This is a genomic window from Herminiimonas sp. CN (assembly GCF_000622895.1).
Lineage (GTDB): Bacteria > Pseudomonadota > Gammaproteobacteria > Burkholderiales > Burkholderiaceae_D > AVCC01.
In genome coordinates, this window is the sequence record NZ_AVCC01000063.1 from 1 (window position 1) to 20422 (window position 20422).

General features: G+C 61.0%; 23 protein-coding genes and 1 pseudogene. 11 read left to right on the forward strand and 13 right to left on the reverse strand.

Translation table 11 applies throughout. The annotated features are described in order from the left end of the window. Positions 1-148 precede the first annotated feature (148 nt). Positions 149-523 (forward strand): SPW repeat protein, encoded by a 375-nt coding sequence (locus tag HMCN_RS0112860; protein WP_202962670.1) that lies wholly within the window; start codon positions 149-151, stop codon positions 521-523. Between the two features lie 440 nt (positions 524-963). Beyond that, the gene (locus HMCN_RS0112865) at positions 964-1308 is read left to right on the forward strand and encodes a cupin domain-containing protein (protein WP_025917778.1); all 345 of its coding nucleotides are present in this window, start codon (positions 964-966) and stop codon (positions 1306-1308) included. Between the two features lie 230 nt (positions 1309-1538). Here the strand turns inward: HMCN_RS0112865 and HMCN_RS0112870 are convergent, their stop codons facing one another. The 5 genes and pseudogenes from HMCN_RS0112870 to HMCN_RS0112890 form a co-directional block, all read right to left on the reverse strand. After that, positions 1539-2168, reverse strand: coding sequence for a LysE family translocator (locus tag HMCN_RS0112870; RefSeq protein WP_025917779.1), 630 nt, complete (start codon positions 2166-2168; stop codon positions 1539-1541). Between the two features lie 268 nt (positions 2169-2436). Further along, positions 2437-2808: pseudogene (locus tag HMCN_RS18750) on the reverse strand (GNAT family N-acetyltransferase); the annotation flags it as partial. Positions 2809-2855: 47 nt separating this feature from the next. Further along, the gene (locus HMCN_RS0112880) at positions 2856-3482 is read right to left on the reverse strand and encodes an FMN-binding negative transcriptional regulator (RefSeq protein ID WP_025917781.1); all 627 of its coding nucleotides are present in this window, start codon (positions 3480-3482) and stop codon (positions 2856-2858) included. Positions 3483-3518: 36 nt separating this feature from the next. Next, positions 3519-3980, reverse strand: coding sequence for an OsmC family protein (locus HMCN_RS0112885; RefSeq protein WP_025917782.1), 462 nt, complete (start codon positions 3978-3980; stop codon positions 3519-3521). A 31-nt stretch (positions 3981-4011) separates the two neighbouring features. After that, complete coding sequence (locus HMCN_RS0112890) at positions 4012-4419, reverse strand: GNAT family N-acetyltransferase (RefSeq protein WP_025917783.1); 408 nt, start codon at positions 4417-4419, stop codon at positions 4012-4014. A gap of 110 nt (positions 4420-4529) precedes the next feature. On the opposite strand from HMCN_RS0112890, the gene HMCN_RS20010 reads away from it, so the two are divergent. From HMCN_RS20010 to HMCN_RS0112915, 5 genes are read left to right on the forward strand one after another with little or no spacing between them, the layout of a single operon-like run. Then, on the forward strand, positions 4530-4655 hold the full coding sequence (locus tag HMCN_RS20010) for a hypothetical protein (RefSeq protein WP_255342436.1): 126 nt from the start codon (positions 4530-4532) through the stop codon (positions 4653-4655). After that, a complete protein-coding gene (locus HMCN_RS0112900) occupies positions 4652-4840 on the forward strand; it encodes a hypothetical protein (RefSeq protein ID WP_025917784.1) in 189 nt (62 codons plus the stop codon). The genes HMCN_RS20010 and HMCN_RS0112900 overlap by 4 nt, the downstream gene beginning before the upstream one ends. Continuing rightward, positions 4812-5627, forward strand: a complete 816-nt coding sequence (locus HMCN_RS0112905; protein WP_369792150.1) for a biotin--[acetyl-CoA-carboxylase] ligase — start codon at positions 4812-4814, stop codon at positions 5625-5627. Before HMCN_RS0112900 ends, HMCN_RS0112905 begins: the two co-directional genes overlap by 29 nt. A 2-nt stretch (positions 5628-5629) precedes the next feature. Next, positions 5630-6403, forward strand: a complete 774-nt coding sequence (locus tag HMCN_RS0112910) for a type III pantothenate kinase (protein WP_025917786.1) — start codon at positions 5630-5632, stop codon at positions 6401-6403. Continuing rightward, entirely contained in the window at positions 6397-7068 is a 672-nt protein-coding gene (locus HMCN_RS0112915) for an SPOR domain-containing protein (protein WP_025917787.1), read from the forward strand. The genes HMCN_RS0112910 and HMCN_RS0112915 overlap by 7 nt, the downstream gene beginning before the upstream one ends. A 27-nt stretch (positions 7069-7095) precedes the next feature. Here the strand turns inward: HMCN_RS0112915 and HMCN_RS0112920 are convergent, their stop codons facing one another. The 7 genes from HMCN_RS0112920 to HMCN_RS18760 form a co-directional block, all read right to left on the reverse strand. Beyond that, positions 7096-7800 carry an ABC transporter ATP-binding protein gene (locus HMCN_RS0112920; protein ID WP_025917788.1) on the reverse strand — a complete coding sequence of 235 codons (705 nt, stop codon included), beginning with the start codon at positions 7798-7800 and terminating at the stop codon, positions 7096-7098. Beyond that, positions 7800-8567 carry a high-affinity branched-chain amino acid ABC transporter ATP-binding protein LivG gene (gene livG / locus HMCN_RS0112925; RefSeq protein ID WP_025917789.1) on the reverse strand — a complete coding sequence of 256 codons (768 nt, stop codon included), beginning with the start codon at positions 8565-8567 and terminating at the stop codon, positions 7800-7802. Before livG ends, HMCN_RS0112920 begins: the two co-directional genes overlap by 1 nt. Next, a complete protein-coding gene (locus tag HMCN_RS0112930) occupies positions 8564-9802 on the reverse strand; it encodes a high-affinity branched-chain amino acid ABC transporter permease LivM (RefSeq protein WP_025917790.1) in 1239 nt (412 codons plus the stop codon). The genes livG and HMCN_RS0112930 overlap by 4 nt, the downstream gene beginning before the upstream one ends. A 57-nt stretch (positions 9803-9859) precedes the next feature. Then, positions 9860-10786, reverse strand: a complete 927-nt coding sequence (livH, locus tag HMCN_RS0112935) for a high-affinity branched-chain amino acid ABC transporter permease LivH (RefSeq protein WP_025917791.1) — start codon at positions 10784-10786, stop codon at positions 9860-9862. A 106-nt stretch (positions 10787-10892) separates the two neighbouring features. Beyond that, positions 10893-12008 carry a branched-chain amino acid ABC transporter substrate-binding protein gene (locus HMCN_RS0112940; protein WP_025917792.1) on the reverse strand — a complete coding sequence of 372 codons (1116 nt, stop codon included), beginning with the start codon at positions 12006-12008 and terminating at the stop codon, positions 10893-10895. A gap of 447 nt (positions 12009-12455) precedes the next feature. After that, on the reverse strand, positions 12456-12662 hold the full coding sequence (locus HMCN_RS18755) for a cysteine-rich CWC family protein (RefSeq protein ID WP_081801508.1): 207 nt from the start codon (positions 12660-12662) through the stop codon (positions 12456-12458). After that, positions 12659-12922, reverse strand: a complete 264-nt coding sequence (locus tag HMCN_RS18760; protein ID WP_081801509.1) for a hypothetical protein — start codon at positions 12920-12922, stop codon at positions 12659-12661. Before HMCN_RS18760 ends, HMCN_RS18755 begins: the two co-directional genes overlap by 4 nt. Here HMCN_RS18760 and argB point away from each other — a divergent pair. The 3 genes from argB to slmA all read left to right on the forward strand — a co-directional run bounded on the left by argB (position 12921) and on the right by slmA (position 15326). Continuing rightward, a complete protein-coding gene (gene argB / locus HMCN_RS0112955; protein ID WP_025917794.1) occupies positions 12921-13844 on the forward strand; it encodes an acetylglutamate kinase in 924 nt (307 codons plus the stop codon). The genes HMCN_RS18760 and argB overlap by 2 nt on opposite strands. 14 nt (positions 13845-13858) lie before the next feature. Continuing rightward, positions 13859-14560, forward strand: coding sequence for a pyrimidine 5'-nucleotidase (locus tag HMCN_RS0112960; RefSeq protein ID WP_238552159.1), 702 nt, complete (start codon positions 13859-13861; stop codon positions 14558-14560). A gap of 190 nt (positions 14561-14750) precedes the next feature. Beyond that, complete coding sequence (gene slmA, locus HMCN_RS0112965; RefSeq protein ID WP_025917796.1) at positions 14751-15326, forward strand: nucleoid occlusion factor SlmA; 576 nt, start codon at positions 14751-14753, stop codon at positions 15324-15326. Here slmA and HMCN_RS0112970 read toward each other — a convergent pair. Next, positions 15318-18203 (reverse strand): EAL domain-containing protein, encoded by a 2886-nt coding sequence (locus HMCN_RS0112970; protein ID WP_369792151.1) that lies wholly within the window; start codon positions 18201-18203, stop codon positions 15318-15320. The genes slmA and HMCN_RS0112970 overlap by 9 nt on opposite strands. A 279-nt stretch (positions 18204-18482) precedes the next feature. Between HMCN_RS0112970 and pabB the strand changes: the two genes are divergently transcribed. Beyond that, entirely contained in the window at positions 18483-20381 is a 1899-nt protein-coding gene (pabB, locus tag HMCN_RS0112975; RefSeq protein WP_025917798.1) for an aminodeoxychorismate synthase component I, read from the forward strand. Positions 20382-20422: the final 41 nt, after the last annotated feature.

The following is a 20422-nucleotide window of genomic DNA, read 5'->3' on the forward strand; positions in this document are numbered from 1 at the left end:
TTTTTTTGTGCTGCGTTAAAAAATACCCGCTATAGGCAATCGATGCTGCCACGATCCGCCGGCGGCCTTGCGCAGCATCCGCGAAACGGGAACGTTTCCGCCAAACCGATATCTAATAGTTATCTATTTTCTGTTGATGGAGGGTATTGTGGACGCAACAACTAAACGCTGGCAAGACGGCGGCAATCTGGTGCTCGGAGTCTGGATGTTCTTTTCTCCGTGGATGCTTGCCTATGCAGCCGGGATGCCTCTGGCAGCCTGGAATGCCGTTATCCTGGGCGCTGCAATCGTGGTATTTGCGGCAGTCGCCATGTACATGCCGAGGGTGTGGGAAGAAGGCCTCAACATGGCGCTCGGCGTGTGGCTGATCGTCTCGCCCTGGGCCCTGCGCTTCACCGCCGAGCGCAGCGCGATGATGAACGCGGTCGTGGTCGGCATCCTGGTGGCGGCGCTGGCAGCCTGGGCCATGCTGCGCGACAAGGAGTTCGAAAAATGGTGGCAAGACCATCATCATGCGGCGTGATGGTGAAGAAAACCCCGGCTGCAACTGCGATGCCGTTCACTTGCAAAAGTGAGCGGCATTTTTAATTCTGCTACGGGGGTATGGCTGAAAACAATGTATTCTAAGCATGTATTCATTGCGGCACTTATAAATACAGAATCCAGTATATTTTCATGCCGGAAGCGGCTTCTGCCTAATTGGTACGCTGCATGCCGATGGGGATCAGCGCTTGTCGAACGCCACTTTGCCGACTTCGGCAGCGAATCGCTGGTGCGCGGCGAGGTCCGCCGGACGGTACTTGACGGTCGTGCCGGTCGGATAGGCTATTCGTCTAGCCCGCGCTGCTTTTCGCCGAAAATTTTGGAACCGGTGGAAACTGTGTAACTGTACGGCTGAAACGTTGCTCCAACAGATAGAGTTTTATCCGCCGTGCGGCGCGGCCGTACAGAAAGGAGAGCGCGATGAAAAACGAACAGAAGGCGCCTGAGACAAAAGGCGTTATGGTAGAGCAACTTGCAGTGATTGACCTGGGCCCTGAAATCGAGGGCATGGCAGGGCGCCAGCTTCGAATGCGTAAGGTGACCATCGAACCTGGAGGCGTTTTCGGCCCGATGCACAACCATAAAGACAGGCCAGGCACGGTCTACATACTGCAAGGAACGATCACTGACCATCGAAATGGAGTGGCTACCGAGTATGGGCCGGGAGTGGGCTGGCCTGAGGATAAGAACACCACGCACTGGCTTGAGAATAGAGGAACGATCCCGGCGGTGGAGATTTCAGTCGATATAGTAAGGCAACAGTAAACCGAGACCCGACATTTACCGATCGCCGCCGCGCAATGCGCTGCAGCGGGCTCGTCGTCAGTTGCTGCGCTTGATATCGCTCACGGGCTGCATGGAATATGCTGGAGTATCAGCGAAAGCAGTGCATTTCACGCTTATATCCATTCGGCATTTAAAAATGCCTATGCCAGTATATAAACAATCACCGGCCGGCGCGACGCCCGGCGCTGCGGCGCTTGCGGCCTTTGAATCTACTTGGCGGAGCTGACCAGTTTTGCGCCCAGAAACATCATCGCGCTGCCTGCGGCACGATCGATCCACGGCTTGTAGCGCAGATATGCGGCGCGCGGCGCGGCCGACGACAGCGCCAGCGCGACGATTGCGTACCATCCTGCTTCGATTGCAAAAACGATGCAGGGCAGCGCAATCATCAGCGATACAGGCACATCGGGCGGCAGCAATGCGGCAAAGATGCTTGCATAGAACAGCGCGGTCTTCGGATTGCTCATCTGGGTGCCCAGTCCCGTCAGGAAAAACCGCGATGCTGTCCCTGCAGGCGCGGCGTCGCCGCCCGCCATATCGGCCAGCGGCTGTTTTGCGCCACGGAATATCTTCCAGCCCAAATAAGCCAAATAAGTGCCGCCGATCACTTTGATCGTCAGATATAACCATGGGACAGCGGCCAGCAGCGCTTGCAGTCCGCACAGCGCGGCGATGGCGAACAGCATGCCGCCGATACCCATTCCCAAGGCGGCGCAAAGGCCATTCTTCCGGGTCGAAGCCACTGCAGTGCGCGCAACCATGACGAAGCTCGGCCCGGGACTCATGGCGCCGATTGCCACCGCACTGCCAATGCTGATCAGGATAAATGCGTTGTTCATATTGTCCTTTGATTAAATTTTGCGGTATCAGTCGATGGATGATGCGCTGCCGAGCAGTGCGCTTGTGTATCGGGACCGATTTTCGATGGCAAAGGCGCGGCCCTGCGTACAGCAGGGGGGCTGGTTTATTGACGCCTTGCCTTGACTTACCTTGCTTATGATTGGAACGGCTTTTGCAAAAAAATCGCATTGCCGGTCTCCGCGCTGAGCGCGTAGCCGGAAAAGCGAAGGACTTGTACGCTGCGCGGGCTGCAGCGTTGCCTTCCAGGACTTCCAGGGTCAGCTTGCAGCAACCGAGGCTTTGGGCGACTTGTTCCACTTTCGACAGCAGTTTTTGGGATATTCCGCGTCCTCTATATCCGGGCAAAACGACGACGTCGTGAATGTTCAGCAAGGGCTTGCACGAGAACGTCGAAAAACCTTCAAAGCAGATCACGAGGCCGATCGGTTTGCCCTCGGAAAAGGCCAGAACCACATGCGCGCCGGGCCTTTTGCGGAGTTCGATTACAAGGTTGTCTGTCACGAATTTCGACAGCGCATGTTTCCCGCCCATTTCATCCTGGGCGTATTCGTTCAATAAGAATACGACGGCTTCCGCATGGGAGGGCAACGACAAGTCCGCGATCGTGATTTCTTCCATGAATCTCTTCCAATTAACGTGAATGAATAGGTATAAGCTGCGCAGCTTTATCCTGACACCAGCCCGGCCATCGCCTTCCCATCGTCGCTTGCACGCAGGCCGGCGGCGATCGTCGCCCGGTCCTCGGTTGAGCGGTTCTGGCTGGCCTTCCAGCTGCCGGTCACGCGGCGCAGCGGGATCTCGATGCCGATGACGGCGCCCAGCATTTTTTCGATATAGTCCGGCGGCGCATCGCCGATCTGCCACGGCCGGGCGCGGCTTGTCTCGTGCCGGTTGGTCAGGCGCTCCAGCAGCGCCTGCAGCCAGGCGGCGTCGTCGATGATGCGCAGCGGGCCGTATGCATGGACGGTTGCGTAATTGTAGGTCGGCACCACCTTGCCGCTGGCCTGTTTCTCCGCATACCAGGATGGCGTGATGTAGGCCTGCGGCCCCTGGAAGATAACCAGCGCGTCCACCCCTGACGTTGCGTTGCGCCACAACGGGTTGTTGCGGGCGATGTGCGCGCGCAAGGTGCCGTGCGGCGCTGCGGCGCTGGCCGGCGCGATTTCGAACGGGATGTGGCAGGCGTCGAGGCCGTCCGGCTGCAGCGTCACCAGCGCGCCCAGCGGATGCTCGTGCATCAGCCGGTGCAGCACGTCGAGCCGCTGTTCGGCAAAGTGTGCGGGTACGTACATGGTGTTCCTTTCAGGATTGAAATCAGCGCAGTGCAGTCACAGTAGTTCAAGCACCACTTCGGCCCGCAGCGAATTAGCGATGGTGCACGATTCGTGCGCCTGATGATGCAGCGCAGCGAGCTGCTCCGGCGTCGGTTGCTGCGCGCCGGAAAATACGACCTGCGGTCGCAGCGTGATGCGCGTCAGCGCAATTTTGTTGTCGCTGTTTTGGCCCAGCACGCCGAATGCGCGGTCGATGTACTGATCGACCGTGTAGCCGGCCTTGGCCGCAAGCAACAGAAACCACAGCATGTGGCAGCTCGACGTCGCGGCCACCAGCGCTTCTTCCGGATCGACGCCGGCGGGGTCCGACAGCGGCACCGGCACCGACAGCGGCGACGATGAAGCGGGCACCCGCGCGCCGCCGTCGAATACCCATTCGTGCGCGCGGCGGTAGCGGTTGTCGGTGAATTGTTGTGCGCCGCGTTGCCAGGCGACGGTGGCGTCAAATTGGGACATGAGGGTTCCTGTCGATAGGTGAGTTTACAGCTTAGACCGCCGACGGCCGCTTGATGATCCAGCCGTTGGCGACCGCTTCGAATCCGACTTTCGGGTAATACGCCATCGCGTCCGGCGCGGCCAGCAGCAACAGCATCGAGTCGCGGCCGATCGCACTGCGCACCTGCTCAATCAGCGCCTGGCCGATGCCTCGGTGTTGATATTTGCGATCGACCGCCAGATCGGACAGGTAGCAGCAGAACGCGAAGTCGGTCAGCGCGCGCGCGACGCCGACCAGGCTGGCGCCATCCCAGGCGGTGACCAGCAGATTGCCATGCTGCAGCATCTTTGCGAGACGCGCCAGATCATCGACCGGTCGGCTGATGCCGGAACGGGTAAACACAGCGGCCAGCTGCTCTGGCGTGATAAGGCGGTCTTGTGCATACGTAATGGTTTGCATGATATTCCCGGGCGTTGAGAAGGAGATGGCAACCATGCTACCGTCTAATTTGGCTTTTCAAAAGGTCCAATAATGTCTATTTTTAAAATACCAATTCGCGGGAAATATCCATGCATCTGACCCAATTGCTGACGGCGCTGCCGCTGGACCGCGCCGGTCCGGCGCCGCTGTTTCGCCAATTGTATGCGGCGATCAAGCACGCGATCCTGAGCGGCGCGGCCAGGCCAAGGCGGTGATCGACCGCCACACCGCGATCGTGCCGCAGATGGTGCTGGCCGACTTCATCGCCGAGGGCCATTTCAACCGCCATATCCGGCGCACCCGGGACGCGTATGCGCAGCGGTGCGGATTTTTTGCCCTTCCGGCACACTCAGGCTGCCGCTGCCGCTACAATGCGCGGCATGGATATTTCGCTTTCTGAATCACGCATTGCCGCATTGCGGCGCGCCGGTGCGCAGCAGGTTGCCATCGAGGCGGTGGCCGAGACCGGTTCGACCAACGCCGATTTGTTGGCGCGCATCGATGGCCTGGCCGCGCCGACCTTGCTGGTGGCCGAGCGCCAGACCGCCGGCCGCGGGCGTGCCGGGCGCAGCTGGCTTTCGGCGCCGGGCGGCGCGTTGACGTTTTCGCTGGCGTGGCGCTTCGCGCAGCCGATTCAGGCGCTGCTGGGTTTGCCGCTGGCGGTCGGGGTGGCGCTGGCCGAGGCGCTGGCGCTGTTCGATATCCGGGTCGGCTTGAAGTGGCCGAATGATGTGCTGAAAGACGGCAAGAAGCTGGCCGGCATCCTGGTCGAGACTGCGGCTCTGCCCGCGTCAAGACAGGACGGGCAGGGCGGCGTCTGGGCGGTGATCGGGATCGGCCTGAACCTGAACGTGCCGGACCAGCTTGAGGCGCAGATCGGGCATGCGGTGGCCGACGCGCCGTGGCTGGCGCGGCTGGACCGCAACTTGTTGCTGGCGGAGCTGCTCAATGCGCTGGCCGATGCTTTGGTGGAATTCGAGTCGCGCGGTTTTGCCGCTTTCGTGGCGCGCTGGAATGGCCTGCACGCATTCGCCGGCCAGACGGTGCTGGTGCTGGATCGCGGTCAGGTGCTGCAGCAGGGCGTGGCGGTCGGGGTCGATGCGGTCGGCCGCCTGCTGCTGGACACCGCAGCCGGCCGCGTTGCCGTCGTCGCCGGCGATGTGTCGCTGCGGATCAAGGAAGGATGAGCATGCTGTTACTGGTCGATGCCGGTAATACCCGGATCAAGTGGGCGCTGGTCGATGCGGCGGGGCGGGATGGCCTGGGATGCTGGCGCACTTTCGGCTCCATCAGCCATGCCGAAACCGGCACGCTGGCGCAGGCTTGGCGGGGCATGGAGATTGCGCGTGCGCTGCTGTCGAACGTGGCCGGCGCTGCGCTGCGCGGGAGCCTGGAGGCGGCTTTGGCGGCTGCCGGATTGCAGCCGACGCAGATCGGATGGTTCGCGTCGGTGCCGCAACTGGGCGGGGTGCGCAACGGCTACCGCAACCCGGCCCAGCTCGGCTGCGACCGTTTCGCGTCGGTGATCGGCGCGCACGCGCTGTTTCCCCGGCAAGCGCTGATCGTCGCCACCTGCGGCACCGCCACCACGGTCGATGCGCTTAGTCCAGACGGAGTTTTTCTGGGCGGGATGATCCTGCCGGGCTTGGGTCTGATGGCCGGCGCGTTGGCGAAAAATACCGCGCAATTGCCGCAAGTGGCTGAAACTGCAGCCGTGGCGCAAGCGTTTGCCGACAATACCGACGACGCGATCGTGGCCGGCTGCATCGCCGCCCAGGCCGGCGCCATCGAGCGCGCGGTGGCTGCCCATGCGCTGCAGCATCCGGCAGTGCAGTGCGTGCTGGCCGGCGGCGCCGCCGCGTATATCGCGCCGCAACTGCATGTGGCGCACAAAACCGTCGATAATCTGGTGCTTATCGGTTTACAAGTCGCGGCGCTGGGCGCTGCGGATACATCATGTTGAAATTCATTTTCTGGCTATTGTTGCTGACCAACGGTGCGCTATTGGCGTTGAATCTGGGCGCGCTGGATGCGGTGGTGCCAAACGGCCGCGAGCCGCAGCGCCTCAAGGGTCAAATCCATCCGGAGCAGCTGATTTTGCTCTCCGCCGGGGAAAAAGCCGTTGCGCCTGTCGCGGCGGCGCCGGTTCCGGCACCGCCGGCCTTGATCGCCTGCACTGAAATCGGCAATTTTCCGCTGGCGGAAGCCGGGCGTTTCGAGACGCAGCTCGCGGCGCTGGCGCTGGGCGAGCGGCAGTCGCGCCGCAATGTCGATGCCATCGCCAGCTACATCGTGTACATCCCGTCGCAGGGCGATCAGGCCGGCGCGCAGAAGAAAGTGGCCGAATTGCGCGGACGCGGCATAAGCAACTTCTTCATCATGCAAGACAACGCCAATCCCGATCTGCGCTGGGGCATTTCGCTGGGCGTGTTCAGGACCGAGGCGGCGGCCAGAAGACAGCTGGCAGCTCTGAAGCAGCAGGGCGTGCAGTCGGCCCGGATCGGCAGCCGCAGCGCGGCCACCAGCAATGTGGCATTTCAGGTGCGCGATCTGGACCCGGCCGGCCTGGCGGCGCTGGAGCGGATTGCCGCCGATTTCCCGCAGCAGCAACTGCGCCGCTGCGAGTAAGAGAGCGGCTGTAGAGCTATCGCTGCTTCAGGCCGCGCCCAGATACGCCTTGCGTACTGCGTCGTTGCTCAGCAGGTTGGCGCCGGTATCGGCCAGCACCACCCGGCCGTTTTCCAGCACGTAGCCGCGGTCGGCCACATGCAGCGCCTTGTTGGCGTTCTGCTCGACCAGGAATACCGTCACGCCCTGTTCGCGGATGGTGCGGATGATCTCGAAAATCTGCGCGATGATCAAAGGCGCCAGCCCCAGCGTCGGCTCGTCCAGCAACAGTAGGCGCGGCTTGCCCATCAGCGCGCGGCCGATCGACAGCATTTGCTGCTCGCCGCCGGACATGGTGCCGGCGCGCTGGTTGCTGCGCTCCTGCAGGCGCGGAAACAGCGTGAAAACGTGTTCGATGCCGGCTTCGATCTCATCCTTGCTGGCGAAGAACGCGCCCATCTTCAGGTTTTCCAGCACCGTCAGGCTGGGGAATGCGCGCCGGCCTTCCGGCGAGATGCCGATCCCCATGCGCATGATTTCATGCGTGGCGCACTGGGTGATGTCGTGCCCCTCGAATACGATGGTGCCGCTTGATGCGCGCGGCTTGCCGCACAGCGTCATCAGCAGCGTGGTTTTGCCGGCGCCGTTGGCGCCGATCAGGGTCACGATTTCGCCCTGCCTGACTTCGAGCGAAACCCCGTGCAAGGCTTCGATGGCGCCGTAGTGGGTATGCACCTGCTCAAACTGCAACATCATTCTTCTCCCAGGTAAGCCTTGATCACGCGCGCATCGTGGCGCACCTCGGACGGCGTTCCGGTGACGATCGGCTTGCCGTGCTCCATCACCAGGATGCGGTCGGAAATGCCCATGATCAGGCTCATGTCGTGCTCGATCAGCAGCACCGCCACATTGTGTTCGCGCCGCAGGCGGTCGATCAATTGCTGCAATTCCTGCTTTTCGTGCGGATTCAGGCCGGCCGCCGGCTCGTCCAGCAGCAGCAGGCGCGGCTTGGTGATCATGCAGCGCGCGATTTCGACCCGGCGCTGATAGCCGTACGACAGCGTGCCGGCTTCGCGGTTGGCCAGCTCGCGCAAGCCCAGCTGGTCGAGCCAGTAGGCGGCGCGCTCCAGCGCCGCGCGTTCGGAGCGGCGGTAGCCGGGCAGCTTCAGCAGGCCCGGCAGCAGCCCGGTGCTGAGCTGGGTATGCTGCGCCACCAGCAGGTTTTCCAGCACCGTCAGAGTCTTGAACAGGCGGATGTTCTGGAACGTGCGCACCAGTCCGTGGCGCGCCACCTGATGGCTCGGCATGCCCGCGATGGCGGTGTCTTCGACCGCAATCGAGCCGCTGGTGGGCTGGTAAAATCCGCTGATGCAATTGAAGACGGTGGTCTTGCCGGCGCCGTTGGGGCCGATGATCGCGAAAATTTCCTTTTGCATGACCGAGAAGGCCACGTCGTCGACTGCCAGCAAGCCGCCGAAACGCATCGACAGCCCTGTAACTTTCAGTAGTGCGGCGCTCATTGCGGCAACTCCACGTGCGGGCGGGTCGCGGGCAGCAAGCCCTGCGGCCGCCACATCATCATCAACACCATCACCAGGCCGAAAAACAGCATCCGGTATTCGGCAAAGCCGCGCGCCAGTTCCGGCAGCACGGTCAGCAGGATCGCCGCCATGATCACGCCCAGTTGCGAGCCCATGCCGCCCAGCACCACGATGGCCAGGATCAGCGCCGATTCGATGAAGGTATACGATTCCGGCGTGACCAGGCCCTGGCGCGCGGCGAAGAAGCTGCCGGCCAGGCCAGCAAAGGAGGCGCCCAGCGTAAATGCCGACAGCTTGACCCGGGTCGGATTGATGCCGAGCGAGCGGCAGGCGATTTCATCGTCGCGCAAGGCTTCCCAGGCGCGTCCCATCGGCATGCGGATCAGGCGGCTGGTGACGAAGTAGGTAAACAGCACCAGCAGCAGCGCCATGAAATACAGGAAGATCACCATGTGCCCGCCCTGATAGGTCAGGCCGAGCAGTTCGTGAAAGGTGGTGCCGCCTGCGACGCTGGGGCTGCGCGCCATTTCGATCCCGAATACCGTCGGTTTCGGGATGCCGGAGATGCCGTCCGGGCCGCCGGTCAGGCTGGTCAGGTTGTTGAGCAGCAGGCGGATGATTTCGCCGAAGCCGAGTGTGACGATCGCCAGATAGTCGCCGCGCAGGCGCAGCACCGGAAAGCCCAGCAGAAAGCCGAACAGCGCCGACATCCCGGCCGCCAGCGGCAGGCATTCCCAGAACGTCAGGCCGAAATACTGGTTCAGCAGCGCATAGGTATAGCCCCCTATTGCATAGAACGCCACATAGCCCAGATCGAGCAGACCGGCAAAACCGACCACGATATTCAGGCCCAGCCCGAGCACGATGTAGATCAGGGCCAGCGTGGCCACGTCGACCGCGCCGCGCGAGCCGAAGAAAGGCCAGGTGACGCCGATTGCCAGCAGCAACAGCACAAACGCGCGCTGCTGCGCCGGCTGGATGCGCGGCAGCGCCGGCAGGCGTATGCCGCTGCGCACGCTGGCGGTGGAGCGGGCCAGCCACGGCTTGGCGAGCTGGAATAAAAATACCGATGCCACCGCGATCAGCACCGGCGTCCAGTGCGCATGCAGCACGATCTTGAATCCTTCGAACTGCAATTGCAGCCCGAGGATCGGAATGGTCAGAATGGCGGTAAGTATTGCCGCCGCCGCGGCATTCTTGAATGTATGTGCCATCAGGCGTCCGTTTTCATATCTCGTTTATGCCAGCCCGCGCGCATGCGCGCGGTTACCTCAGACTTTTTCCACATCCGGCTTGCCCAGGAGGCCGGTCGGGCGGAACAGCAGGATCAGCACCAGCAGGCTGAACGACACCACGTCCTTGTACTCGGACGGCAGGTAGCCGGCGGCGAAGGTTTCGGCCAGGCCCAGCAGCACGCCGCCCAGCATCGCGCCGGGAATGCTGCCGATGCCGCCCAGCACTGCCGCGGTGAAGGCCTTGATGCCGACGATGAAGCCGATGTAGGGATTCAGCTTGCCGATCGTCAGCGCGATCAGCACCCCGCCCACCGCCGCCAGCATCGCGCCCAGCACGAAGGTGAAGGAGATCACGCGGTTGGTGTCGATGCCCAGCAGGTTGGCCATGCCCATATCCTCGGCGCAGGCGCGGCAGGCGCGGCCCATGCGCGAGCGGGCGATGAACAGCGTCAGGGCCACCATCAGCAGCAGCGTGACGCCGACGATCAGCAGGCGCGCATACGGGATGGTGACGGTGAAGTCGCTGCCCATCTGGAACTCCAGCGCGCCCGAGATCAGGATCGGCACCGACATGTCGCGCGAACCCTGGCCCAGCTGCACGTAGTTTTGCAGGAAGATCGACATCCCGATGGCCGAGATCAGCGGCACCAGGCGCGGCCCGCCGCGCAGCGGCCGGTAGGCGACCCGCTCGACCGTCCAGCCGTACAGCCCGGTGACCAGGATCGATACCAGCAGCGCCGCGCTCAGTACCAGCGGCAGCGGATAGCCGGCCTGCACGCCGATCGCGGTCAGCGCCACCAGGCCGACATAGGCGCCGATCATGTAAATCTCGCCGTGGGCGAAATTGATCATGCCGATGATGCCGTAGACCATGGTGTAGCCGATCGCGATCAATGCATAGATCGCACCCAGGCTAAGACCGTTGACGAGTTGCTGGGTAAGTTGTGGAAGCAGCTCATTCATTTATGTATGCATGGGAAAAGTAAATGATAAATGCCCCATGCGCATTGCGATGGGGCATCGGCACGGATGCAGTCAAATTAGCCCAGATATCCTGAGCAGGCACTGATTACTTGGCTTCGCTCTTGGTGGCGTCCTTGTGCCATGTATACACAACAAACTTGAACGATTTCAGGTCGCCCTTGGCGTCATATTCCACGTTGCCGATCGGGGTCTTGAAAGGATGGCTGTGGATGTAGGCAGCTACCTTGGTCGGGTCGGTGCTCTTGGCGCCGGTCATGGCGTCGGCAATGATCTTCACCGCCGAATAGGACGACAGCTGGAACGGCCCGTTGGCGTCGCGCTTCTTGTCGCTGAAGGCTTTCACCAGCGCGGCGTTGGCAGGGTCGGCCGCGAAGTCGGCCGGCAGCGTCACCAGCATGCCTTCGGAGGCCGGACCGGCAATCGCGGTGATGTCCTTGTTGCCGACACCTTCAGGGCCCATGAATACTGCCTTGATGCCTTGCTCGCGCGCCTGGCGCATCAGCAAGCCCATTTCCGGGTGATAACCGCCGAAGTAGACGAAGTCCACGCCCTGCGATTTCAGCTTGGTGATGACGGCCGAGTAATCGCTGTCGCCGGCGTTGATGCCTTCAAACAGCACGACCGGGATCTTCGCCGCTTCCAGGCTTTTCTTGACCGAGGAGGCAACGCCCTGGCCGTACGATTGCTTGTCGTGCAGCACCGCCGCTTTTTTCGGCTTGAGCTTTTCGATCACGTACTTGGCGGCGGCCGGGCCTTGCTGGTCGTCGCGGCCGATGGTGCGGAAAATGTATTTGTGTGGCTTGGTTTCGGTCAGTTGCGGGGCGGTGGCCGAAGGGGTGATCATGACCACGCCTTCGTTCTCGTAAATGTCGGAAGCCGGGATGGTCGAGCCCGAGCAGACGTGGCCGATCACGTACTTGATGTTCTGGCTGACGATTTTGTTGGCTACCGCTACCGCCTGCTTCGGCTCGCAGGCGTCGTCCATGATCACCGCTTCGAACTTATTGCTGCCGCCGGCGGCGTTGATCTGCTCGATGGCAGTCAGCGCGCCGGCTTTGACCATGTCGCCATATTGCGTCACGGCGCCGGTCATCGGGCCGGCGATGGCGATTTTTACGGTTTCCGCCTGGGCGATGCTGGCAAAGGAAACGGTGGCGCTGACAGCCAGGGCAATTTTTGTAAGGCGATGCAGTGATGTCATGAAGATTCTCCAATTAACTTGTGATTATTATGGATCGTGGCTCTGCTGCGTAGCCACGACTGTGCTCCACTTATATTATGGTTGCAGGGCATTATAGGACAGAAGGACGCCGGTTTCAGCCACTGTAGTGCAACTTTTCCGTTTCATGAAATATTTCGTCAATATTGCTGAAATATATCAACGGCCTTGAACTGCCGCCAATCGCTGCAGTGCCATCGCGGATATCGCCATTGTTTCCGAGTGGAAACTTGCCCGAAATCTTGCCGCTGAAGGATTCCCGCTGATTTCAGGAAAAATCAGGGGTTCTTGCGTGGAAAAACAGCGCAAGCGATGCTTTTTCAGTCTGCAACATGCGCTAGATTTCATGATTGCATATGGAGTATGGCAATAAATCCAGTGATTTATGCTTATTTTATATGCGGAAACGAAAAATACACCTATGTGTATTTATGGTAAAGATGCTGGCGCCGGCGGCAGTGCTGCAACCGCCGCGTGCAGGCAGGCCGGGCAGAGGCAGCGCGCGTCCGCACCGGCTGCGGCATCGATTGCAGCGGCCGGCAGGGCCGGCAATTGGCTGCACCAGCACGGCGCGCTGTCGTGCCGGTCCAGCATGCCGCACGCGAATGGCGCACCGCAACGCGTGCAGAGACTCATGCTCCTGATCCTGATGCAAGTGTCCGGCGCGGGATGTTCATCGATATGCGATTGAAGTAATTGGATTTTCCGGTGTTTTTGCGCGGTTGGCGCTTGCCGTGGCGGCGCAGTACGGGCACCTGCGCCATCGCCACGATGCTACACGCTTCTGCGCCCTGGCGACAGGCTGCCGATATTTCGGTATGCGAAACGCAAGGCAGGTCTGCGGGGAAAAGCGATTTTCCCTGTAAAATCGCGGAAAACTTTTCAGGATCTGCCATGACCGCACTCACCCAGATTGACCCGCATCCCCGGGGCGATTTAACTTCCGTCGCGCCGGAAATTCAGGCCGAAATCCTCGCCGAAGCCCTGCCTTACATCCGCAAATTCCACGGCAAGACGATCGTCATCAAATACGGCGGCAATGCGATGACCGACGAGCACCTGAAGCACGGCTTTGCGCGCGACGTGATTTTGCTCAAGCTGGTCGGCATGAACCCGGTGGTGGTGCACGGCGGCGGCCCGCAAATCGACAGCGCACTGAAGAAAATCGGCAAGCAGGGCACTTTCGTGCAAGGCATGCGCATCACCGACGAGGAAACCATGGAAGTGGTGGAATGGGTGCTGGGCGGCGAGGTGCAGCAGGACATCGTGATGCTGATCAACCATTACGGCGGCCAGGCGGTCGGCCTGACCGGCAAGGACGGCGGCCTGATCCGCGCCCGCAAGATGCAGATGCCGGACAAGGAGCGTCCGGGCGAATTCCTCGATATCGGCTTCGTCGGCGAAATCGATGCAATCAACCCGGCGGTGGTCAAAGCGCTGCAGGACGACGCCTTCATCCCGATCATTTCACCGATCGGCTTCGGCGACGACGGCCAAGCCTACAATATCAACGCCGACGTGGTGGCCGGCAAGATCGCCGAAATCCTGAAGGCCGAAAAGCTGATCATGATGACCAATATCGCCGGCGTGCAGGACAAGGCCGGCAACCTGGTGACCGATCTGTCTGCGCGCGAAATCGATGAAATGTTTGCCGACGGCACCATTTCCGGCGGCATGCTGCCGAAGATTTCCTCGGCGCTGGACGCCGCCAAGTCGGGCGTGAACACCGTGCATATCGTCGATGGCCGGATCCCGCACTCGCTGTTGCTGGAAGTGCTGACCGAGCAGGCGTTCGGCACCATGATCCGCAGCCACTGATTTCGGGCACTGATTTGCGCGCCGGACCCGGGCCGCTGTGGCTGTTCGACCTCGACAACACGCTGCATGACGCGTCGCACGCGATCTTTCCGGCCATTAACGCCAACATGAACGCATTCATCGCGCAGGCGCTGGGCGATGCGGGCGGGCCGGCCGACCCCGAGCGCGTGAATGCGGTCCGGATCGATTACTGGCAGCGTTACGGCGCGACCCTGCTCGGCATGGTCAAGCATCACGCGGTGCGGCAGGCGGAATTTCTGGACGCCGCCCATCGCTTCGACGATGTCAGGACCATGATCCGCGCCGAGCGCGGCCTGGCGCAACTGCTCAGGCGCCTGCCCGGGCGCAAGATCCTGCTGACCAACGCGCCGTACCGGTATTCGCGCACGGTGCTGCGCCATCTCGGCTTGCACCGGCATTTTGCCGCGCACGTCCCGATCGAGTCGATGCGGGTGCATGGCAAGCTGCGGCCCAAGCCGTCCGGCCTGATGCTGCGCCAGCTGATGGCCCGGCAGCGCGTGGTTGCCAGCCGCTGCATCCTGGTGGAGGATACCGCCGCAACGCTGAAAGTCGCCCGCACGCTGGGCATGCGCACCGCCTGGGTGACCCAATACCTGGGCGCGCCAGGCGTCTCCAGGCGCGCACGCCCCGCGTATATCGACGTCAAGGTGAGGTCGGTGCGGCAATTGCCGGGCCAGTTGCATCGCTTGCGCTGATTTTGGTGCACAATGGCAATTGTGTTGAATCCACGATGCTTATGGAGTATTTTTAAAAACCGCATGAATTTAAGCGGAAAGTGGCTATTTATTAGACATACTCCAGTTATACGGTAGTTTCAGCAGATATTGCGTAAAGCGCGCAGGCGCAATTTGACCTGGCAACAGGGCATTCCTTTTTTCCGAGAATATGGCAACAGTTAAATCCGGTGAGCGCAAGCTCCAAATCCTACAGGCGCTGGCGGTCATGCTGGAGCAGCCGAAAAGCGAAAAAATCACCACCGCCGCGCTGGCCGGCCGGCTGGCTGTTTCGGAGGCGGCGCTGTACCGGCATTTTGCCAGCAAGGCGCAGATGTTCGAGGGCCTGATCGAGTTCATCGAATCCTCGGTTTTCGGCCTGATCAACCAGATCGCCGAGCAGCAGGATGACGGCTTGTCGCAGGCGCAGGCGATCGCCGTGATGCTGCTGAACTTCGCCGAACGCAATCCGGGCATGACGCGGGTAATGATCGGCGATGCGCTGGTCAATGAAGACGCGCGCCTGCAGGCGCGCATGAACCAGTTCGTCGAGCGCATCGAGCTGGCCCTCAAGCAGTCGTTGCGGATCGCCGTCACCCAGGGCCATGCGAAGGAAGCCGAAGTATCGGCGCGGGCCGGTTTGATCGTCAATTTGGTCATCGGCGGCTGGCATCGCTTTGCCAAGACCGGCTTCAGGCAACTGCCGTCGGGCAGCCTGCAGGGACAAATCGCCCTGTTGTTAACCTGATCGCACAGCCCCGGCGGCATCGATCGGCAGGCTTTTGTCCTGCCGCAGGATCCGTTCAAACGCGTCGGCCGGCACCGGCCGGCTGAAGTAATAACCTTGCATCTCGTCGCAATGGTTGCGCTGCAGGTAGGCCAGCTGGGCGGCGGTTTCGACCCCTTCGGCGATCACATTGATGCGCAGGCTGTGCGCCAGCGAAATGATCGTCGCCACGATCGCGGCATCGTCGGGATCGACGGTGATGTCGCGCACGAAGGATTGATCGATCTTCAGCACGTCGATCGGGAACCGCTTCAGGTAGGACAGGCTGGAGTAGCCGGTGCCGAAATCGTCGATCGAGAGTTGCAGGCCCAGCGCCTTGAGGTCGCGCAGAATCCCGATCGCATGTTCGACGTCGGTCATGATCAGGCTTTCGGTCAGTTCGATCTCCAGGTATTGCGCGGCCAGCCCGGTCTGCTGCAGTACCGCGGCGATCGACTTGACCATGTCCTGCTGGGCGAACTGGATTGCGGACAGGTTTACCGCAACCCGCAAATAGCCCAGTCCGGCCAGTTGCCAGGCCCGGTTCTGCGCGCACGCGGTGCGAATCACCCAGGCGCCGATCGGCACGATCAGGCCGGTTTCCTCGGCCAGCTTGATGAAGCGGTCGGGCGCAATCATGCCCAGGGTCGGATGCTGCCAGCGGATCAGTGCTTCCATGCCGACGATGCGGCCGCTGCGCAAATCCACCTGCGGTTGGTAGTGCAGCAGGAATTCGTCGCGCTCCAGCGCATTGCGCAAATCGCCTTCCAGCCGCAGCCGTTCCAGCGCCCGCGCATTCATGCTCTCCGCATAGAACTGGATATTGTTGCGGCCGCTTTCCTTGGCGCGGTACATGGCGATATCGGCATGCTTCATCAGCATTTCCGGATCGTCGCCGTCGGCCGGGTAGATGGCGACGCCTATGCTGCATTTCTGCTGAAAATGATAGCCATGAATCGACAGCGGCTGCGCCACCGCTTCCATGATCTGCTCGATGGTTGCCAGCGTCAGGGGCGCGTCGCCGCGCTCCTGCAGCACCAGCACGAACTGGTCGGCGCTCAGGCGCGCCACGGTATCGAATTCCCGCACCGCCTGTTGCAAGCGGTTGCCTACCACCTGCAGCAGCATGTCGCCGGCCTTGTGGCCGAGCGTGTCGTTGACGAACTTGAAGCGATCGAGGTCGGCCGAGATTATCCAGACCGGATGGCCGTGGCAGGCCGCCTCGGTAATCGCCTGGTTCAGGCGGTCGCCCAGCAAATTGCGGTTGGCCAGCCCGGTCAGGACATCGTGACCGGCCTGAAATTCGAGTTCAGCCTGATAGCGCTTGTTGGCGGTGATGTCATGGCTGGAAACCACGAAATGGTGCACCTGGCCGGCCTCGTCCCGGACCGGCGCGAAATAGATTTCGGCCCAGAACAGCGTGCCATCCTTGCGGTAATTGCGCACCACCGCATGGCCTTCGCGCCGGTTGCGCACCGCTTCCTGGATATTTTTGAGGCCGTCCTGCTGCTGGTCATCCCGAAACAGGAAGCGCACATTGCACCCGATCGCTTCGTGCGCGGCGTAGCCAGTCATGCGTTCAAACGCCGGGTTCACGTATTCGATCCCGTAATCAGGCGCGCTGGCGCTGGTGATGAAGATGGTGTTGGCGCTCGATTGCACCGCGCTTTCCAGTATTTGCAAGCGGTGCTCGGTTTTTTTGCGGGCCGCGATATCGTCGTTGAGCCGCTGGTTCGAGAGCCGCAATTCTGCGGTGCGCAACTGTACCAGCGACTGGATGCGACGGGAGCGCGATGACAGCGTGTATACATAGGCCGCTGCCAGCAGGCTTAGCAGCGCGCTGGCAATCAGCGCATACAGCGCATTATTGTTGGCCTTGTAAAACGGCTCGGGAGCGGCCGAGACAGTCATATGCCAGGGAGTGCCGGCAACCTGGAGCGGCATCGAGGCCGTGCCCGGCTGGTTGTAAAAAAGCCAGCGCGGCAAGATGCCGTCGTGCATTGCCGGCATTGCCTTGCTGCCCTTGCGAAAAGCCAGATATTGATCGTCGGATGCGGCATTGGCATAGACGCTGATGCTGATGTCGGTCGGATTCGCCAGTCTTGTTTTGGCGAGAATCTGCCCGATCAGATCGCCGGCGCGAAAAGCCGCCGAGGTGTCCCCAAGCAACGCTTGCCGGCGCGACGCCGCATCGTGCAGGCTGGCGTTGTGCCGGTATACCGGCATCAATACCAGGAATCCGCGCTGCCGGCCTTTTTCCTGCGCCAACCGGAACAGGCCGCTGGCTGCCGCTTGTCCGCTGTCGGCGGCGCGCTGCATCGCTGCCGCCTGTTCGCTCTGAAAGCCGGCATCGAGCCCGAATGCCGCTTCATTGCCTTGCATCGGCTCAATGTAATCCACCACCCGATAATGTTGCCTGGAGCGTGCAGTCACGCGCTGCTGGCCATCCACTTCCGTTATCGCGAAATCCGGATAGCGTTTCCGTTGTTCGGCTTCGAACGCCGGACGCTCCGCTTGGGAAACCATGCGATGAAAGTTAAAATTCAGAACGTGCGGATAGCGGTCCAGCAAGGGGCGGGTGAAAATGCGGAACTGTTCCCGGCTTACGGTTTGGTTCGTCACGAAGAGCTGATTGATCGCCCCCAGCGCCATGACCGCTTCATCCAACTCATGCTGGACGGTTTGCAGGCAAATTTCGGCATTTTTCCGGAAACTCGCTTCTATCTTGTCGTGCTCCAGACGCCGGCTACTGACGAACAGCACCGATGTTACAATCAGCCCGGCCAGCAGGGTCAGCAGTGCAGGCGTCAATGCCGAAGAATGCATGCGTTCAGGCAAGTTGCGAACTTCATTTGTCACGGTATACATCCTGGGCATCGATGACTGTAGAGTAATCCATTTGCAGAAAAAAGGTGCATTCAAGCATGCACTGTTGTAATAAGGCGATACGGCATTATCGGGCTATTGACCGTACTCATGATCGCTGGCCATGCGCGCATTCCATGCTGTGAAAGAGGCGGCAAGATGTTGCGGAAAGGCCCTGCAATACCTGCTGCAGCCGGACTGGTAGCAATTGGCATCCATTCCCGATGCCATGCAGGGTTTTAATCGTTTGTTTATTTGAGAGTCCGTTTTCTTGTGCCGCATCTTCTTGATACAACTTCCGGTAATGGCCCCGGCAGCGCCAGTGCCGTCTTTGCCTTGCTGGATGATTGTGATGCCAGCGCCGTTGAACCGCGCTCCCGTCTTTACACGGGGTATGTCGATACGCTGAGTTGCGGCGATAGTCGCGTGCTTCCCTCGGTGCTGGCCCGACTGGAGCAGGCGCTGCAATGCGGCCTGCACGCAGTGGGCCTGTTTTCCTACGAGCTTGGTGCGGAATTGATGGCAACGGCGCAGCACCCGGTGGATCAGCCCTTGGTGCAAATCCTGCTGTTCACAAGTTGCCAACAACTTTCTGCTGAGCAAGTGCAGACATGGCTGGCAGAGCAAGGCGACAGCCAGTCGGATAGCACGCATGACCATGCGTGCAATGCCGGTATTGCAAATATTCAGGCCAATATCAGTGAAAGTCAGTTTGCGCAAGCCATCACCCGGATTCGCGCGTATATCGCGGCGGGCGACATCTATCAGGCCAACTACACCTACCGCTTGCACTTTGATGCTTTCGGCAGCTTGCATGCGCTGTATTTGCGTTTGCGCCGGCGTCAGCCGGTGCCGTATGGCGCATTGATAGGATTGCCGGACGGGCGTGCGGTCTTGTCGTTTTCCCCCGAGTTATTTGTGCGGCACGAAAATGGCCGGCTGACAGCATGTCCGATGAAGGGGACTGCGCCGGCAAGCGATGATGTCCGGCAGGATGCCGCCAACGCGCAGACGCTGGCCAGCGACCCCAAGAACCGGGCAGAAAATCTGATGATTGTTGATTTGCTGCGCAATGATCTGGGGCGTGTCGCAGCGCTGGGTTCGGTGGCGGTGCCGGCATTGTTTGAGGTCAAGCGTTACAGCAGCGTGCTGCAGATGACCTCAACCATCCGTGCGCAATTGCGCCAGGATGTCACGCTGGAACAACTATTCACAGCGCTGTATCCTTGCGGCTCCATTACCGGCGCACCCAAGCGGCGTGCAATGCAGGTTATTCGCGAACTGGAGCCGGATCCGCGCGGAATATACACCGGCAGCATCGGCTGGTTTGATCCGATTCCGCATAATTCGACACAAAAAATCGGGGACTTCTGTCTGTCCGTTCCGATCCGCACCCTGGCCTTGCAAGCGCCGCTTCCCGGCGGCATTCGCAAAGGCGAGATGGGTGTAGGCGCAGGCATCGTGCACGATAGCAAGATTGCAGAAGAGTACGCCGAGTGCCAGTTGAAAGCACGGTTCCTTACCGGCTTGCAGCATGCATTTACCTTGTTCGAGACTCTGCATGCAACACGTTCGGATGGCTATCGCCACCTTGCGCTGCATTTGCAGCGCCTGCGTGCTTCCGCTGATTATTTCGGCTTTACCTATCAAGACGAGAGAGTGCGCCGTAGCCTGGAAGATGCGCTTGGCAAGTTGCCGCTCGACGGGGCATATCGGGCTCGATTGTCATTGGAGCAATCCGGCCAGTGCGCGGTGCAGACCGCACCCCTGACGCCGCTGCCGGCGCAAGTCAAGGTTCTGATAGGCCGGCACCGGATCGATCCGGCAGATTTGTTTTTGCGTCACAAGACGACAGTCAGGGAGCGCTATGATGCCGCCTGGCGTGACGCCGAGGCAAAAGGGGCATTCGATACATTATTTACCAATATCGATGGCGAATTGACCGAGGGTGGACGCAGCAATGTTTTCCTGAAAATGCAAGGTTGCTGGCACACCCCGCCGCTGCAATCCGGCGTTCTGCCCGGCGTCATGCGCAGAGTGTTGCTGGCCGATCCGCAATGGGCTGCCAGCGAACGCCGTCTGACATTGGCGGACTTGCGTGCCGCCGAGTGCGTCGTGGTCTGCAATGCGTTGCGTGGAGCGGTGGCAGCGGCGGTGGAGTGGCGAGACTAGGCTTTTAATAGCGTATTCCATGAAACTTCTTGCCAAGGTTC